The organism is Candidatus Litorirhabdus singularis (assembly GCF_026262625.1).
Lineage (GTDB): Bacteria > Pseudomonadota > Gammaproteobacteria > Pseudomonadales > Halieaceae > Litorirhabdus > Litorirhabdus singularis.
On sequence record NZ_SHNN01000001.1, the window covers coordinates 1,861,753 to 1,879,474 of the forward strand.

Genomic DNA, 17,722 nt, shown 5'->3' on the forward strand with positions numbered 1-17,722 from the left:
CGATATTGATAGAATCGGTGGATGAATACCTACAAACGCCACCGATTCCCGCCAGATATCATTTCGTATGCCGTCTGGCTCTTCAATCGTTTCAACCTCAGGCGTGTGGTAACAGTCATCGGGATATTGAAGATCTGCTCGCAGAGCGTGGCATCACAGTCACCCGGGAATCAATCCGTCTCTGGTGCATCAAGTTTGGCGCCATTTATGCCCGCCGCCTGAAACGAAAGCATCGTGGCTATGGCGACACTTTCTACATCGATGAAGTCTTCGCCGGTGTGCCGGACCATTCAAATCAACGGTAAGCAGCATTACCTGTGGCGAGCACTCGATCAGGATGGCGAGGTGGTTGATGTATACCTGCAGGCCAGGCGAGATGGTGCAGCAGCCAAGCGTTTCTTCAGACGCCTTTTGCGATCCAGTGGCAGTGAACCCAGGAAGATCGTGACTGATAAATTGCGGAGTTATGGCGTAGCCCATAGAGAACTGATACCCGACACGATCGACAGTACGCAGCAGTATCAGAGCAACCGGGCCGAGCAATCTCATGAATCGACGAGGGTGCGAGAGCGCGGGATGCGATGGTCCGACATCTCGGAGTTTAAATCGATAAAGCAGGCGCAGAGATTTTTGGGAGCTCATGCAGCGGTTAGTAATTTATTCAATCTTGGTAGGCATCTGGTCAAGGCTCAGCACTATCGTGATCTTAGGATCAGTGCGTTCAATCAATGGAGTAGGGTAGTGGCATGATGACCACCGGCTGGACTACCCAGGCCTCAAATACTTAACTTGCCAAAACCTTTCATACGCCTAGAGTAGCCTAATAATCTCGCAAAGTTTGCGAAGGGAGCTGCCCGAAGACCCGGCGATAGTCATTGGCAAAGCGCCCCAGTTCATAAAACCCAAGGCCAGTGGCGACCTTGGATACGCTGGTATCCTTGGAGCATGCGGAAAGCAGTTGCTGGCGAGCGAAATGTAATCTTCGGCGTTTCATGTATGTCAGTGGAGACATATCAAACGCGTCTTTGAAAGCATATTGAAGGCTGCGTTCACTGATATCGGCGATCTCGAGCAGATCTGTAACAGATACATGTGTGGTTTCGCGATGGCAGCGCAGATATTCAAGTGCCCGACGCATGCCATTTTCTCTCGTAGCATTGGGTACTTTCTCAGTTATTGGCGCCAACTGGGCAGCGATCAATGTGAGATGGGACACCAGTTCCTCTGTTAACGCATCAAGTACAGCTGCATCGCGAATCTTAGCGAGATCCGAATGGGCCAGATCCAAAACTCGTTTTCCCCAAAAAACCAGGTTAGTTAAGACCTGATGTTGAATAGGCAGGTTATGCGCAGCCACCGTTGTCATTAAGACATCGGCCAGCTGCTGATCCATACGCCGCCAGCAATGGTTTAAATCGATCATGAAAACGAGCTGACAGTGGCCTTCCCTAATCTCCACGTCCAATGGTCCTGGTAGCGTCGCCGGAATGGTTTTGCCAGAGTGCGGTTCATCCCAGTATCGAGCATCTCTGCCCGCTCCCAGCGGTATCGCCAATACCAGAGTTCCGGCTGGGGACAGGCCCCGCACTTGCGCGGCTAGACTGATTTTCTCCTGGTAAATCGAGAACAGTGGCGTCACAACTGAGCTAAGAGAGTGTTTGAACTTTCCACCGGTACTGGGGTTGCATAGAAGTTCCCAGGGCCGCAGTGCCATTTCGAAACTCGCGGGATCCTCGGTAGTCAGGGATATTGACTGTATCTTAGCCACCGGGGCATCGGCGGCTATAAACGACGTTGAACATTGGTTTTGCGGATTTTGCATATTAATTACTGTCGCTCGGTGTAGGATCATTATAGCAGTTGAATCTGCTGTCACGGCTTGCTCTGCGATAACCACTATTACCGATATATTGAAGGCATTTGTAATGAAAAATGGAACGTTAGTTGCCATTCTCGCGCTTATAATTTCCCCAATTGCCTTGAATCTTCAAGCACAAGGCAGCGCGGATAACATTTATTCGCCTTATGTAAATGATAACTTCCCCAACAATGTCTATTGGGGTGATACGCACCTGCACACGTCACTGTCATTCGACGCCTATGGCGATGGCAATACCACATTGGGTTCTGATGCTGCCTATGAATTTGCCAAGGGGAAAGTCATCAACGGTCACGACGGTGTGCCCGTTCGCATATCCAGGCCGCTAGACTTCATTGTCATAGCGGACCACGCGGAATACATGGGAGTGGTTCAGGGTGTAAACACCGGCGACAAATTATTGCAAGCAACAGAGCCCGGCGCCCGTTGGTCAAAAATGGCCCAGGAGGGAGGACTGCTGCAGGTTTTTGGTGAGATGGTAAATGATGGCGCTACCAACCAACCGCGTGAGCTCAGTGAGGAGTTTACCCGTTCAGTTTGGGCGAAAGTCATTGATTATGCTGAAGAGTATAACGATCCTGGTGTCTTTACTGCATTCATCGGCTACGAGTACTCGTCGTTGCCCGATGGTGGCGACAATCTCCATCGAGTGGTGATGTTCAGAGATGGCGCCGACAAGACCAGCCAGGTGATTCCTTTTAGTCTGTTTGATGGTGAAGACCCGGAAGAGCTTTGGGATTATTTCGCCCGTTATGAAAAGAAAACCGGCGGCCAGGTTTTCTCCATTCCGCATAACGGTAACTTGTCTGCCGGAAGGATGTTCGCATTGCAGGATCTGGATGGTAAGCCTCTATCGAAAAAGTACGCTGAAAATCGTATGCGCTGGGAGCCATTGGTTGAAACCACGCAGATGAAAGGTGATAGCGAAACCCATGCGGTGCTTTCGCCGGACGATGAGTTTGCGAATTTTGAAACCTGGGATCTGGGTAACCTGATTGTGACAAAACGAACATCCCCCAAATTAATGCAGCATGAATATAGCCGCGCCGCCCTAAAGCATGGGCTGGCTCAGGGAAAAATTCTCGGTAAAAACCCCTTCAAGTTCGGCATGATTGGATCTACAGATTCCCACACCAGCTTTTCCAATGCTGAAGAGGACAACTTTTTGGGGAAATATGGAACGGCCGCGCCCGCGCCTGGTCGCTGGAGCAAAAAGTTTCCTCCGCTTACTGTGCCCGGTGTGTTGGAGCAGTTCACTGAATGGCAGACTTCGCAATCGGGGTACGCCGCCGTTTGGTCAAAAGAGAATACTCGAGAGGCAATTTTCGATGCCATGAAAAGGAAGGAGGTCTATGCCACGACCGGGCCCAGAATGACCGTTCGCGCCTTTGGTGGCTTTGACTATTCGAGTGATGATGCTTATAGCAACAACTTCGCACGCATTGGTTATGAGAAAGGAGTGCCAATGGGCGGCGATCTTGCCAAGGCCCCCGAAGGGAAGAGATTTTCTATGATGATCGCGGCCTTGAAGGACCCTGATGGCGCTAACCTTGATAGGATCCAGGTGATTAAAGGGTGGGTCGATTCTGCAGGAAACCAGCACGAGCGAATTTATGACGCGGCGGTTTCCGGTGATAGAACAGTGGGCCTGGATGGGCGTTGCAAAACCCCGGTGGGTTCCACTGTCGACCTTAAGACAGCAACCTATAAGAATACTATCGGTGAGGCGATGCTTGTATCTACCTGGTTTGATCCTGATTTTGATCCATCCGTACCGAGCTTTTACTACGTGCGTGTTATAGAAATTCCGACGCCCCGCTGGACCGCCTTTGATGCCGTCAGGTATGCAATAGAAATGCCGGAGGAGGTGACGATGGTGTTGCAGGAACGAGCCTACACCTCGCCAATTTGGTACACACCAGAATAGGGTATCGCCAACTTAACTGCCCCATATTGATAGAATCGACGCATGCACACCTATAAACGCCACAGATTCCCACCTGACATCATCAGCTACGCTGTCTGGCTCTACTACAGATTCAATCTCAGGCGCGCGGTAGCAGCCACCGCGATATCGAAGATCTGCTCGCCGAACGAGGCATAATCGTCACTCGTGAATCGATCCGCCTATGGTGCATCAAGTTCGGTGCTATATACAGTCGAAGATTGAAGCGAAAGCACAGGGGCTATGGCGACACGTTCTACATCGATGAAGTCTTCGCCGGTGTGCCGGACCATTCAAATCAACGGCAAACAGCATTACCTATGGCGGGCCGTGGATCAGGATGGTGAAGTCGTTGATGTGTATCTACAGGCCAAGCGTGATGGTACCTCCGCCAAGCGCTTCTTCAGGCGGCTGGTGCGATCCAGTGGCACCGAGCTCAGGAAAATCGTGACTGATAAATTAGGAAGCTACGGCGTCGCTCACCGGGAGTTAATTCCAGACACGATCCACAGCAATGAACAGTATGAGAATAACCGGGCCGAGCAATCGCATGAAGCTACAAGGGTTAGAGAGCGAGGGATGTGTGGTGCGGCATTCCGGCGATTCAAATCGGTCAGGCAGGCGCAGAGATTTCTGGGTGCCCATGCAGCGGTCTCCAATCTCTTCAATTTGGGTCGGCACAAGGTGGGTGCTCAGCATTATCGTGATCTCAGGATGAATGCGTTCGCTGATTGTAGTAGGGCGGTAGTTTGAGATCTGAGGATAGATTCCTGTGATCTCAAAAAGTTTACTTGTCAAAACCCAATTAGCCACTCGCCGGTGCAAATATGGCCGCTTCTACCTATAGCAGACATTCGGGGCTTGGGGCGGTGTAGGGCGGCTTCCACCTGAATAACGACTCTACTAACCCTTGTAGCCCAGCGCCGCCTGGAACCCTTCTTCCATGATGGCTCTGATAATGCCTTGTACCGCCTCGGTATCATTGATGCGCGGGAACGCACCTTCGGGAACGGGCAAATCCAGGAACTGGCATAGTGGCTGCCAACCATCTGCCACTTCGAAAACCAGCAGCCGTTCCGGGTCTATGTTTGCCCTGACATCGGCAACATGTTCATTGAATCGCCGGATAAGGTGATCATGATCATGCATCCGACAATCGAAGTAGTCATCGACAGTCGCCTTCATGTAAGCACCCGCCTCGGTGCCTGGCAGGAACTCTATCCATTCTTTGCCAAAGATCGTGCTCTGGACTGAAGTAAACCACTTCTCCGGGTCCCGTACAGTAAGCACAACTTTCGCATCAGGGTAATACTCGGCCAGTGAGGCATAACTGGTGCAGGCAGGAAAGTCGACTGTTGCCGTAAAGCCCTCGAAAAGCGCATCCCAATCCGGTGCGCCGTTTCCCACCTGTTCCCAGAGCTTCCAGTGCCTGGGCCCTTTTGGGAAGCATTCCACCATGTGATAACAGGGGTAACCCATTTGCTCCAGTGCCGCCTTCAGTGACATGGTGCCGGTGCGACCGAAACCTGCGCCGATAATTTTCAATGCCATATCACTCTCCCGCAAATAATTAGGTATTCAAAGAGTATAGAGTATGTGTCGCCGTTTGGGCGATTCGAGACCTTAGCCACCTCAATACCATGCCTCCCAAAGGTACTGCCAAGTTAAGTAGCCGTATTTGCTAGAATTGTCAGATGACTACATATAAGCGCCACAGATTCCAGCTAGGCGCCCCCCACCCGATATCATTAGCTACGCCGTATGGCCCTACTACAGATTCAATCTCAGGCGCGGTAGCAGCCACCGAGATATCGAGGATCTGCTAGCCGAACGAGGCATCACTGTCAGTCGAGAGTCGATCCGGCTCTGGTGCATAAAATTTGGAGCGCTATACGCCAAAAGACTAAAGCGAAAGCACCGGGGCTATGGCGACACTTTCTATATCGATGAAGTCTTCATCAAAATCAATGGTAAGCAACACTACCTATGGCGAGCGGTAGACCAGGATGGTGAAGTCGTTGATGTATATCTTTAAGCAAAGCGTGACGGTACAGCAGCTAAACGCTTCTTCAAAAGGTTATTGCGCAGTCATGGTGGCGAGCCCAGAAGGATCGTGACAGACAAACCCCGAAGCTATGGGGTAGCGCATCGTGCGCTGATCCCCGATACGATCCACAGTACTAAGCAGTATGAGAACAATCGGGCCGAGCAATCGCATGAAGCGACGAGGGTCAGGGAGCGGGGGATGCGACGATTTAAATCAGTCAGGCAGGCTCGGAGGTTTCTGGGTGCTCATGCTGCGGTCTCCAATCTCTTCAATTTGGGTCAGCACAAGGTGGGTGCTCAGCATTATCGTGATCTCAGGGCAGGTGCGTTCGAAGAATGGGGTAGGGCGGTTGCTTGAGATCGGATGGCAGATTCAAACGGTCTCTAAGAGTTAAGTTGCCAGAACCGGCTGTGGTGCTAGATTTCTATGGTTCCAACGAGTTAACTTGCCAGAACCCTCCCCATTAATCCTCAGGTAGCTTCCGCAATGATCAGTCAGGCCAATGCAGGTCTACCTGCGCAGATGCTTATTAATGCCTGACGCTTAAGGCGTGTACCATATTGGCGAACTGTATGCGCGCTCATCAGTCGTCATTGGCACGTTCTTGTCCATCGTGTCTCCAAAGCGTTTGGCGTCATAGGCCGTCCAACGGGGAGTAGGTATCTCCAGCACTCTCGCATAATAGAAGGCTTTTTGATCCCGGTCGAAATCCGGGTCTTTCCATACCGTAATTAACTCTGAGTCACCAATGGTATTGCTCCAGGAGGCTTCTTCTACGTTCACGGTATTGCCCACAGGAGGAAGTTTGCCTTCTTTATCAGGCTGGCGTGTTTCAGTATCACTCCAGACTACGTCATAGACGTGTTCATGGGTGTCGCCATTCTTGTCCAGCCAACCTTTAACCACCTGAATGCGATCAAGATTACCGCTGTAGGGATCTTTAAGTGCTGCGACTAAAAACGTCGGGGTTTTTTGCCCTGACACCCTACCAAGGTCACCACCCATTGGTACGCCTTTGCTGTAGCCGATCAAGCCAGGATCACGCAACCGGGCATCATCTTCAGTGAAATCCCAGCCGCCAAAGAAACGTAAAATGATTCTTGGGCCGGTGGTTGCATAGACTTCTTTGCGCTTCATTGCGTCCCAGATCGCTTCCCGGGTATTTTCCGTGGCCCACACCGCGGCATAACCTGCGCCCACCTGTTCCCATCCGTAGTACTTAACGGTATCAAAATCACCCACAATCTGTTCCCAGCGACCAGAATGAGGTTCCTTTCCCGAGTGTTTTCCAAAGAAATTTTCTTCCTCTGCGGTGCTCATTCCAGTATGGCTATCCGTCGATCCAACGACGCCAAATTTGTAAGGATTAACGCCAAGCGTACTCTCAATTTTCAAGCCATTCTTTAATGCCTCGCGGGCGTATTCATACTGCAGCATGTCGTCTTCTTTGGGGACTGGACCCAGGTTGCCTTTGTCCCATAGCGTGTCATAGCCGGCAAACTCATCATTGGGGGAAAGCAATGGATGCGACTCACTATCACCCTTGATTTGAGTAATTTCATAGAGCGGCTCCCAGCGGCTGCGGGAGCTGACATAATCTTTTGTCAGCGGCTTACCCGTTTCAGGATTTATTTCTGGAAACATTATTCCGTTGCTCACATTACCGTTGTGTGCCAACGCAAGAACCTGTCCTCCTGATTTATCTTCATAACGCGCCATCCATTTCCAGAGGTCCTCCGGGTTAAAGCTCGCGGCGGCAGTGTAGGGCAGCATTTGTTTTGCCTGATTCGATCCCCCGCGATAGATAACATTACGGTGCAGATTGTTACCGCCCTCGGTAGACGTCCACTCATAACCAATGATTGCACTAAAATTTCCAGGATCATTAAAGGCGTCAGCCGTTTCCAAATAACGTTCCCAAACCGACATGACGAAAGCATCGCCGGTCAAAACCGCGGGCACCGTATCACCGGAAACGCCAGCAAAGGTTTCAATAATCTCCATGGTAGCCTGGAGCTGTGAGTCACCGCCCCTGGCCAAACGGTCATACCAGTCTCTAACGGTAGGGTCCTTTAATAGCTCCGGATTACCTTTAATAACCTCATCCATTGCACCCATGGCATCGGAATGATCCGCTATAACAAGCCAATCCAGGGCGCGAGACAGCTTTATACGCTCGCCATGAGAGGAGGTGATTTCTTCGCCGCGCGCAAGCCGGTAAGCCTGTTCGGGCCCAAGCGTAGCACCAAAAGCTCGCGCATCAAGGGACAGTTTTGTGTGCAGATGCGTATCTCCCCACAGTACTTGACCCGGATAATTCTTGCCTGCGTAGGGTGAATAACCCGCCTCCTTAAGCGGCTTTTTCTCTGCGGCTATGATGCTCTGCTTAATAGCAGCTTCATTACCCAGAATGCTTCCCGCATAGTCAGCACTTGCCGAAGATACGAGCCATGTGACTAGCAAAGCGACCGAGATGGCAACCAATGCGTCTTTCTTCATATTATTCCCCGTTCGGTTCGAACATGATCAGGTTTAATGCCTGACTGTTATGAGCGTGGGCTCAAGGAGCTACGGTATGCAGACCAGTAGACAAACAAATTCGCTCTTCATTATAGGACACTATTCTGCTTTCCGGTGTTTATAAAAACAAGATCCACTGGTCATAGAGAAGATTTTGGATTTTGCCAAGTTAAATGCCGTCCACTGGTAGAATCGGCAGATGAACACATATAAACGCCACGGATTCCCACCCTGCATCATTAGCTACGCCGTCTGGCTGTGCTATCGATTCAACATCAGTCAGTCATCGCAAGCTCGAAGACTAATTACCCAGCAGCAAACCTCCCCTCCAAATACCCCACAATATCCCCAGACTCATACAACCACTGAACCCCACCTTCACCCTCATCAATCCGTAAACATGGCACCTTCAAGTCCCCACCACCAGCTAGCAATTCTGCCCGTGCAGTGTCACAGCGCTTGATATCCCGGGTCTGGATGTTCAGCCGTTGGCGTTTCATAGCCCGGCGCACCTTCACGCAGAAGGGGCAGGCGCGGTACTGGTACAGAGTCAGGCTGGCGGTTTGATGGTCGATGGTGGCTTGCAGGGCTGCATCACGCTTGATGCTTCTGGGCGTAAATACCCAGTTCAGCAATAGAATCAGTTGGCCGAGGATAAGGCGGATGAGGCGCATGGTGCTGTCCTGTCAGTCGCTATGAGTGACCATCCGACTCTGGGGTCACAGGTGTAACCCCTGTGGCCAGCATAGTCGGACGCTCTAAGCAGTTATAACTCTATGATTTATAAAAAAAATGGTGGGCCCGGAAGGACTTGAACGGCAGCGGCCGACCGTCTTCGACCTGCCGATTATGAGTAGCTGGGAGTGTGGGGAATCTTGGCTGTAAGTGGAAGATTTGTAAACGGTTTTTCTTGTGGGGTTTCTGTCCTCCCCGTACTACGAACCTATACCGACCCGAGACTGAGCTGGTTGGTGTTGTTGTAGCAGTAAGTCGAAGAAAGGTAAGGGGAAATTGAAACCGAAATTCGAACCAGGAGCGAACAAGCTGGTTTCGCTAACCACCTGAAATCGTTGATGAATTAGTATTTCGCCATGCACGGCTAAGCTTCTGATACTATTGGGGTAATTCTAGTTCGCTACCCACAGGTTGTTTTTCTCGGGCGATGAGCCGCAGTTGTTGTGTGTTCGTAGCGCCCGGTTTATCAAGCAGGAAAAACCGTTCATGCTGTTGTTGTCAAGGAAGCTGAAGCACGGTCATTTCATGAGGGAAAATATGCGCAAATACCTGCTATATGGCGTTGGCGAGATCCTGCTGATTATCATCGGCATTATGATTGCGCTGCAGATTGATAACTGGAATACCGAAAGGCAGCAGGAGACAATGTTAGAGAGCTACCTGCATGTCATCGCGGGAAACATGCGCGACGATGCCGGGGAAATCGATGAATTGCGCAAAAACCGTACCGCAAGGGTTCTCGACGCTACGCGGGTTGATAATATCATCGGCCGGATTGACTACTCTTACAATGTTGCTGAAATTTACTTTTTTAATAGGGTCGCGGCTGCGGCGGGAAAGAACCTGTATTTTAACGCCGACACCAGTGGCTATGAGGCGCTGAATAACTCCGGCATTAGAGGGCGGCTGCAGGGTCGTGACGTAGAGAGATTGCTCTCGAAGTATTATGACCAGGTCAGTCACATCGAGAACCTCGAAAAAAGGTTCAACGAACTGGTGAACTCGCTGAATAGGGATTTCTTGCTGTCTTACCCGGATACCGTCGCACAGTGGGAATTCCGATCGCCGAGAGCCCTGACCCAGGACCGGTTCGAGGAAATGCAGCCTGTGTGGGCAAGAATCATCAATGGCGCTGCAGTCCGTGAACTGATCAATCTGCAGTGGGAGGCATCCGCCATCGTTCGGGAGTACGATAAACTGATGCAGCTCGGCATTGCTTTTACTGGCATGCTCGAGTCTGGGAACAGCCCGTTCGATGATCTGGAGAGTTTATCGATCCTTGGCATCGATCAGATTGACGATTGGCCGCTCCACGCAGCACTCGTAACTGGCGGCCAGCTCTCCGTGCAGTTCTACAATCTGCAAGGCGTCGCCGATGGGTTCGAGCCTATTTTTACATTTCGCTCATATGAAAAGGTTGACGACAGCTTGCACCTCCAGTACCCAGGCAGCGACTCGTGGGCGGCTATCTGGATCGAGGTGAGTGATATTCAGGACGATCGGGCGGTACTCGATTTCTCGCATTTCGAAAAACTGGTGCTGGAGCTGAAAGGCGATGCAGGTAGTGAGATTATTTCCGTGCATATCAAGGATCGCTACCTGTCCGACGCAGTGGCACCCGAGAGCGTGGAGCTTCAGCTCACTGATGCCTGGCAATGGTATGAGATCGATCTGACGACATTTAAGAATACCGACTTGAGTAAACTGATTTCTCCGCTAGGCTTTGCGTTTGCTCATGAGCCTCAGTCCTTCTCTCTGAGAAACGCCCGCTACGTCATCGCCGACTGAGCATTCGCGCTGCAACTGGATGCTCAGGTCACCTAAAACTCCTATTTTCATGAATCAAGGCGAATCAAGGGGCCAGACGGCTCCTTTTCAAGGAGTCTGACCCCTTGAACAGCGAGCGATCATGCCTGACACAATTCACAGTACTCAACAGTATGAGAATAATCGGGCCGAGCAATCGCACGAAGCGACGAGGGTCAGGGAGCGAGGGATGTGTGGTGCGGCATTCCGACGATTCAAATCGGTCAGGCAGGCTCGGCGATTTCTGGGTGCTCATGCAGCGCTTAGTAATTTATTCAACCTGGGTAGGCATCTGGTCAAGGCTCAGCATTACCGCGATCTCAGGGTAAGTGCGCTTGCTGATTGGAGAAGGGCGGTAGCTTGATATCAGATGGTAGATTCCAGCGGACTCAATAAGTTAAGTTGCCAATACCGGTAGACAAGATAATACTGGACCAACAAATTATTGCTGGACCAACAATATACCACAGGGAATGACAACGATGATCAAGCTCACAACAACAGGGCGTCAAAGCGCCGCTGATAGCCAAAGGGTATCAGGCGCCTATTCGTCCTTCAATTGGCCTCGCAATTCGTCCTTGCCTATTTCTCTCAAGAGACGCGCAGCGTTCTCGTGTTCCATTGCCTTGATCTGTGGGCTAAACCTGAGTGCTGCTCACGCGTATGATTTCACCTGCACAACCGGAGACTGGGCGACAAGCGCCTGCTGGTCGGACTTAAGGCAGCCCACATTAAGTGATGATGTCAATATAACTATTGGTGGGTTTAATCCTGCGAGACTCACCACGGCCTATATCGACCCTGGCGACACGGCCAAGGCAAAAAGCCTGTCGCTTTGGACTAGTAGCAGCGCAGACACTGCCCGAGTTGATCAAATCGGTGGCTCCATGACGATCGAAACACGCCTTTATCTGGTAAACGAGTACGGCGCTTCAGAATACTTCCTGCGCGGCGGCACCTTCAGCGCAAGCTACGCGCGGATTCAGGCGCTGGGCTCCGAGGATACCTTATTCCGCCAGTACGGCGGCACGAGCAACATTGATGAGTTGGATATCGGGCGCACCACCAGCAGAGAAGGTGATGCGAGTCCTGAAAGCCGGTATTGGCTCAGGGGGGGCACTCTTAACTCCGACACCGTATACCTCGGTGGTGATTCTTCGGGTTACTCGAGTCCGTCAGCGAGATTCGAACACACCAGGGGTACTCACAACAACACTACAAAACTGATTGTCGGCTTTCTGGACGGCGAAAGTGGTCTCTACGAGCTGAGCGGGGGAACGCTGCGCGGGCCCCGGCTGATCATTGGCTACCGGGACGGTGCAGAGGGTTTCTTCGAACAGGACGGCGGTCAACTGGATGTGAGTGGAGTCATTATCGGGGGTGACGCCGGTAGCAAAGGGACCTACAGGCTCTCAAGCGGTGGGTTCATGGCGTCCAACCTTAGCGTCGGTAACGAGGGTTATGGCAGGTTTGTTCAAACCGGCGGAGCGGCCGACGCTGATAATATCGAAATTGGATCAGCATTGGGTAGTGACGGAAATTATCGAATAGAAGAAGGCAGCCTGACAGTTAACGGCATCCTGAGCGTTGGTTACTTCGAAGCCGGCTCATTCAACCAGAATGGCGGGGCTGTTGTGGCGGACAGCCTTAAGGTCGCGAGATCAGTAGGTGGCGCGGGCAGCTATTATGTGCTCAATGGCGGCAGCCTGGAGACCCGTTCGGTGGAAATTGGAGCGGCGCTTTTTGGAAATACGGGCAGTGGATCCTTTAGCCACCGGCGTGGCACGCATACTGTAGACTCGCTGCTCATAGTGGACGGCGCCTATGGCCTGGGAGGCGGGACACTCAACGTGCAGAATGTACTCAACTCGCAGTCTGGCACCAGCACACTCAGCGTAAACGGCGGCAGGCTCAATCTTACCGACACGTCGATAGATGTAGACAACTTTAATGTCGGCGGCGCCCTCTACACAACCGGGAACTTCACACTGGCTAGCGGTAAGACCCTCGTTACAGACAAGCTCACGGTCGGTGGGGAGGGAGCAGGCACCCTGAATCAGAGTGGCAATATCACCACCGATACTCTGACGGTGGGTTATTACAACAACCTTGACCATCACTATAACCTGCAAGAAGGCAACCTTGTCGCCCAGGACGAAATAATCGGTCGGGTTGCGCACGATACAACCTTCACCCAGAGCGGCGGCACCAACACCACCGAAAATCTCTGGCTCGGGCGCTACGGTGGAAATATCTCGCAGTACCAGCAAGGCGATGGCATCACCACTATTCGAAACAATCTCTCGATTGGCAGACATGGCACGGGCTCCTATGTACTAAGCGGCGGCACACTGAACGTCGGTAGCATCTCGAACGGCGACGGGACGAGCTTCCTGGCTGTGAATGGCGGCTTGCTCAATCTCACTGGCGCTTCCATCGATGTGGATTTCTTCTCCATTGGTAGTAGTGATGGCGCTGGCACATTCACCCTTGAGAACGGCAAGAGCTTTACCGCCCATACTGAATCCATCAGCCAAGGCGCCTTCACGCAGAACGGCGGTATCAATACCACTAACACACTCACTTTCCTTTCTGACGGATTGGGTACTTATGATCTGAAGGGAGGCGTGTTGAACGTTAACACAATCACAGACAATAGCAGTTTGGGCATCTTTGACGTAAACGGGGGCACACTCAATCTTACGGGTTCAACAATCGATGTGCTTAGGTTCAATGTGGCTAGGTCGCTGGGCACGAGCGGTAGCTTCACTTTGGATATTGGCAAGACGCTAACGGCTGCTATGATAGAAGTGGGCAGCCAGGGCACGTTGACCAACCATGGCACTCTCACCCATCACTCCTCTTTAATCAATCGCGGTTTACTGCAGAACTACGCCGGTGGCACTCTGACAAATACCGCTACAATGATCAATTCAGGCACTCTGAATAACAACTATGGCGGTACACTGACCAACAAGAGCACCCGCCTATTGACCAACAACGGCATACTGAATAACACTTATGAGGGTACCATCCTCAACCATGGCCATTTGGATAACCGTGGAACATTAACCAACATTGACGGAGGGTTAATAAGCAACGACGGCACGCTGATCAATAGCGGCGCGGTTATGCTGAGCTACGGCTCTCGCCTAGAGGGGCCTGGAACATACCGGCAGACAGAGGGCACGCTCATCGTTAATGGCACGCTAACGCAAAGCCGTGTTGATATCGAAGGCGGTACGGTCGGTGGTCGCGGCACGATTAACAGCGATGTCACACTCAGCGGCGCGGAGCTGGGGCCGGGTAATTCGCCAGGCATCCTCACCATCAACGGTGACTTCGCTATGGATGAGCTCAGCACCTTAAGCTTTGAGCTGGGGGGGACCACACCAGACTACCCTGGCTACGATGTGCTTAACGTCAGTGGCAGTGCAACGCTTGCCGGTGAACTGGAACTTATCTTGTATGACGATTTCGAAGCGCAACTGGGCGACAGCTTCGATCTGTTATCGGCGGCGTCTTTGAGCGGTGATTTCGATCTGTTGACGCTTGCACTATTGGGCGATGGCCTCGGTTGGGAAACGCAGCTCTTGATAGATGTAGACGCATGGGGTACCGATGTACTGCGGGTGAGCGTTTCGCAAGTCCCCATCCCCGCAGCAGCCTGGCTCTTCGGTTCAGCGTTGATTGGCTTGGTGGGGATTAAGCGAAAGAGACGTGGAAGGATAAGGTCATCGTCTGCATGAGTCGGGGGGGTATTGCCAAGTTAAGTCGCCCAAATTGATAGAATCAGTGGATGAATATATACAAACGCCACCGATTCCCGCCTGATATCATCAGCTACGCCGTCTGGCTCTACTACAGATTCAACCTGAGGCATCGCGATATTGAAGATCTACTCGCGGAACGCGGCATCACTGTATCCCGAGAAGCAATCCGCCTCTGGTGCATCAAGTTCGGCCGTCTCTATGCTCGAAGGTTGAAACGAAAACACCGAGGCTATGGCGATACCTTCTACATCGACGAGGTCTTCGCCGGTGTGCCGCATCATTCAGATCAACGGCAAACAGCAATATCTTTGGCGAGCCGTGGATCAAGACGGTGAAGTAGTTGATGTGTTCCTTCAGGCGAGGCGAGATGGTGCAGCAGCCAAGCGCTTCTTCAGACGCCTGTTGCGATCCAGTGGCACCGAGCCAAGGAAAATCGTGACTGATAAATTACGAAGCTACGGAGTCGCTCACCGGGAGTTAATTCCAGACACGATCCACAGCAATGAACAGTATGAGAATAATCGGGCCGAGCAATGTCATGAAGCGACCAGGGTGAGGGAGCGGGGAATGCGAAGATTCAAATCTACAGGTCAAGCGCAGAGATTTTTGGGTGCGCATGCAGCGGTCTCCAATCTCTTCAATTTGGGTCGGCACAAGGTGGGTGCTCAGCATTATCGTGATCTCAGGATGAGTGCGTTCGAAGAATGGGGTAGGGCGGTTGCTTGAGATCGGATGGCAGATTCAAACGGTCTCTAAGAGTTAAGTTGCCAGAACCTTCTTATACTTTAATTTCCCTGAAAATCATATTTGCGTTAGTCCTGATGTCGATGGCTATCTGTTGACCAATCTAGCGGTATTTGTGGCTCCGGGCGTCCGAGCAAATGTGTCCGGACGTCGAATTTCAAAAAATTTTCTAATCTCGCTCGACTTGAAGGCTAGCGAGGGTCGGAACACAATAACCTTCATCGCCGTCGCGTGATTAGTCGATGTCGCAGTCTTGCTCAATGAATCACTTACTCGTGATCGTAATCTAAGGTACTCACTCGAGACTGCCTTTGTGTGAGCTTCTCCTTGTTGCCATCCTTGAGGAAAGCATCGAAAAACGAAGTGAGGTAGTAGGACATCTCATCATGGAATTGCTCAGAAAACACACCGTCCGTCCACGCAGAGTGACCTGCCCGGTCAAATACCTGAAGATATTTCGCAGGTGACGTCTGGTCGAAAGTTCCACCGGTCTCAATCATCGGGGGTGTGATCGCGCGATCTGATGTACCGCCCTGGTATAGGGTTTGGTCATTGCTCATGTCAGCGACCCGATTTTGTACCGTTAGCGGTTTATGCCAAGGTGACATCGCCGCAACCGTGCGGATTTCGCTGCGCGTCCAATCGCCCCACGCGCCTGCAAGCCCCATGCAGGTGTAACCGCCCATCGAGTGCCCCATGCAGCCGATGTTGGCGAAGTCCTCTACGTACCGCGCATAGGAACTATAAGGTAAGGCGTCAAGAACCGCGTGGAAGTCATCGCGTCTGTCGCGGTTGGTCTGGTCTGTCCAGTTCTCTGGCTCATTCCAAGCGACATCTGGTGTTGTACTGCCCGTATGGCAGTCTTGGTGCTTCGGAGCGACCACAATATAGCCTCTGTTGGCTAGACGGCTTTGAAGCCCAGCGGTGCTCTCCGGGCAGGCGCCCATGCCGTGAGAAAATACGACCAGAGGATAAACCCCGTTGCCTCCCCGACGAATCTCTACCTCCACTCCGCCGATGGTCTCTGTGGTCAGAATGTCGGCGATCGCCGATCCCATGGCCTGTGTTAGATAGACCTCTGCAAACTTCCTCCCCACCATTCGTATGCCCTCAGGTGTATGATGGGTTTCGTCTGCGCCTTTAGGAATATCGCGGTCAATCACTGGATAGATGAAAGGCCGCTCGAACTGCACCATCCACTGCTGGTGGATCACATGCAAGAGGAATGGTCTGCTGGGGTCCGGTGGCGAGACACTGTCGGGGTCTAAGTCAGTGATATCATCCGGGAAGGCATCGATATCGGCAGTGCCCCGGGTTGTGCCTACTAAAAACGGGAGAGTATTGGGGATAATCCCGTTGTTGCGAAAGGCGTCCACAATCGATAGGAAATTCTCGCCCCAAACCTCCCCAGTGACACGCCGCCTACCATCAGCGGCGCCTTGCTTGTAGAGAAAGCCTTCGAAGGTGATGTCAGGATGCGCCTGGATGGCTGCCGTAATATTGGAGACCAGAACTGCAGCGTTTTCTCCTCCGGGAATCCAGGTACTGATCAGGCTTCCGCCCACCGCATACTTGACGATGCCGATCGTGGAGTCCGGACACGCGGCGTGCAGTGTCCAGGCAAAGGCGAGCTCCGGTCCGTACCGGGGCCCATGATCAGCGTTTTCGGTGCTCAAACCCAGACGCTTCCAACTCCCCTCGTCCCACATCTGGAGCTTATCAGTACCCGTTTCGTAAGCTGTGGGCAGTGTGCCGGGGCGGCCATAGGCAGACACCATATTTGACTGACCTGCAGCGAGAAATACGTGCATGGTGGGGTCGCTCTCGTCCCAAGGGCACTCCAGTGTGGCACCGAGAAACGCTTCTTGTAGTACCACATTCACAGTCCGTGTAACGGTTGTAGCAGCATTACCAGCTGCATCGGACACGTTATAACTTAGTGTGTAGGTATCAGTTGTTGCAGTGTCGACAGCTCCAGTAACAATCGTAGTTAATCCTGAATCGACATCATCAGACACCGACGAACCCGGGTCAGTAAAGGTTGAGCCTACCTCTATTGTCATCGGGTTATCACCCATTAAGGTAATAACCGGTGGCGTGGTATCAGATTTACCGCTACCGCCACCGCTACCGCTACCGCTACCGCTACCGCTACCGCTACCGCTACCGCTACCGCTACCGCTACCGCCACAGGCTGATAGTAATGAGAACGCTAATACGACTAACAAATAAAGGATTTTCATTTTTCTGTGCTCTATAAGAGGGTGTCTACT

General features: G+C 52.1%; 8 protein-coding genes and 6 pseudogenes. 9 read left to right on the forward strand and 5 right to left on the reverse strand.

Annotated elements, in window-relative coordinates:
• Positions 1 to 21: 21 nt before the first annotated feature.
• Positions 22 to 750, forward strand: a pseudogene (locus tag EYC98_RS08235) (IS6 family transposase).
• A 70-nt stretch (positions 751 to 820) separates the two neighbouring features.
• On the opposite strand, the gene EYC98_RS08240 reads toward EYC98_RS08235, so the two are convergent.
• A complete protein-coding gene (locus EYC98_RS08240) occupies positions 821 to 1,951 on the reverse strand; it encodes an AraC family transcriptional regulator (protein ID WP_279244840.1) in 1,131 nt (376 codons plus the stop codon).
• Between EYC98_RS08240 and EYC98_RS08245 the strand changes: the two genes are divergently transcribed.
• Together EYC98_RS08245 and EYC98_RS08250 are read left to right on the forward strand one after the other, a co-directional pair.
• Entirely contained in the window at positions 1,926 to 3,806 is a 1,881-nt protein-coding gene (locus EYC98_RS08245) for a DUF3604 domain-containing protein (RefSeq protein ID WP_279244841.1), read from the forward strand. The two genes, EYC98_RS08240 and EYC98_RS08245, sit on opposite strands and share 26 nt — an antisense overlap.
• A gap of 42 nt (positions 3,807 to 3,848) precedes the next feature.
• Positions 3,849 to 4,577 (forward strand): annotated as a pseudogene (locus EYC98_RS08250) (IS6 family transposase).
• Between the two features lie 150 nt (positions 4,578 to 4,727).
• Here EYC98_RS08250 and EYC98_RS08255 read toward each other — a convergent pair.
• On the reverse strand, positions 4,728 to 5,375 hold the full coding sequence (locus EYC98_RS08255; protein ID WP_279244843.1) for a sulfotransferase family protein: 648 nt from the start codon (positions 5,373 to 5,375) through the stop codon (positions 4,728 to 4,730).
• Positions 5,376 to 5,518: 143 nt separating this feature from the next.
• Between EYC98_RS08255 and EYC98_RS21775 the strand changes: the two are divergent.
• A pseudogene (locus tag EYC98_RS21775) lies at positions 5,519 to 6,228 on the forward strand (IS6 family transposase).
• 186 nt (positions 6,229 to 6,414) lie between these two features.
• Here the strand turns inward: EYC98_RS21775 and EYC98_RS08265 are convergent.
• A complete protein-coding gene (locus tag EYC98_RS08265; RefSeq protein WP_279244844.1) occupies positions 6,415 to 8,370 on the reverse strand; it encodes a DUF3604 domain-containing protein in 1,956 nt (651 codons plus the stop codon).
• A 220-nt stretch (positions 8,371 to 8,590) separates the two neighbouring features.
• On the opposite strand from EYC98_RS08265, the pseudogene EYC98_RS21780 reads away from it, so the two are divergent.
• Positions 8,591 to 8,671, forward strand: a pseudogene (locus tag EYC98_RS21780) (IS6 family transposase); the annotation flags it as partial.
• Between the two features lie 25 nt (positions 8,672 to 8,696).
• On the opposite strand, the gene EYC98_RS08270 reads toward EYC98_RS21780, so the two are convergent.
• Positions 8,697 to 9,065: a glutaredoxin family protein gene (locus EYC98_RS08270; RefSeq protein ID WP_279244845.1), complete on the reverse strand. Its 369-nt coding sequence runs from the start codon at positions 9,063 to 9,065 to the stop codon at positions 8,697 to 8,699.
• 547 nt (positions 9,066 to 9,612) lie between these two features.
• On the opposite strand from EYC98_RS08270, the gene EYC98_RS08275 reads away from it, so the two are divergent.
• The 4 genes and pseudogenes from EYC98_RS08275 (at position 9,613) to EYC98_RS08290 (ending at position 15,431) form a co-directional block, all read left to right on the forward strand.
• Positions 9,613 to 10,914, forward strand: coding sequence for a hypothetical protein (locus EYC98_RS08275; RefSeq protein WP_279244846.1), 1,302 nt, complete (start codon positions 9,613 to 9,615; stop codon positions 10,912 to 10,914).
• A 112-nt stretch (positions 10,915 to 11,026) separates the two neighbouring features.
• A pseudogene (locus tag EYC98_RS08280) lies at positions 11,027 to 11,296 on the forward strand (IS6 family transposase); the annotation flags it as partial.
• Between the two features lie 523 nt (positions 11,297 to 11,819).
• Entirely contained in the window at positions 11,820 to 14,681 is a 2,862-nt protein-coding gene (locus EYC98_RS08285; RefSeq protein WP_279244847.1) for a beta strand repeat-containing protein, read from the forward strand.
• Between the two features lie 50 nt (positions 14,682 to 14,731).
• A pseudogene (locus tag EYC98_RS08290) lies at positions 14,732 to 15,431 on the forward strand (IS6 family transposase).
• Positions 15,432 to 15,718: 287 nt separating this feature from the next.
• Here EYC98_RS08290 and EYC98_RS08295 read toward each other — a convergent pair.
• On the reverse strand, positions 15,719 to 17,692 hold the full coding sequence (locus EYC98_RS08295; protein ID WP_279244848.1) for a sialate O-acetylesterase: 1,974 nt from the start codon (positions 17,690 to 17,692) through the stop codon (positions 15,719 to 15,721).
• Between the last annotated feature and the right edge of the window lie 30 nt (positions 17,693 to 17,722).

Coding starts and splice junctions, on each gene's coding strand:
- EYC98_RS08245 (WP_279244841.1), top strand. CDS start 1,926: ATGAAAAATGGAACGTTAGTTGCCATTCTCGCGCTTATAATTTCCCCA.
- EYC98_RS08240 (WP_279244840.1), bottom strand. CDS start 1,951: ATGGCAACTAACGTTCCATTTTTCATTACAAATGCCTTCAATATATCG.
- EYC98_RS08255 (WP_279244843.1), bottom strand. CDS start 5,375: ATGGCATTGAAAATTATCGGCGCAGGTTTCGGTCGCACCGGCACCATG.
- EYC98_RS08265 (WP_279244844.1), bottom strand. CDS start 8,370: ATGAAGAAAGACGCATTGGTTGCCATCTCGGTCGCTTTGCTAGTCACA.
- EYC98_RS08270 (WP_279244845.1), bottom strand. CDS start 9,065: ATGCGCCTCATCCGCCTTATCCTCGGCCAACTGATTCTATTGCTGAAC.
- EYC98_RS08275 (WP_279244846.1), top strand. CDS start 9,613: ATGCTGTTGTTGTCAAGGAAGCTGAAGCACGGTCATTTCATGAGGGAA.
- EYC98_RS08285 (WP_279244847.1), top strand. CDS start 11,820: ATGACGATCGAAACACGCCTTTATCTGGTAAACGAGTACGGCGCTTCA.
- EYC98_RS08295 (WP_279244848.1), bottom strand. CDS start 17,692: ATGAAAATCCTTTATTTGTTAGTCGTATTAGCGTTCTCATTACTATCA.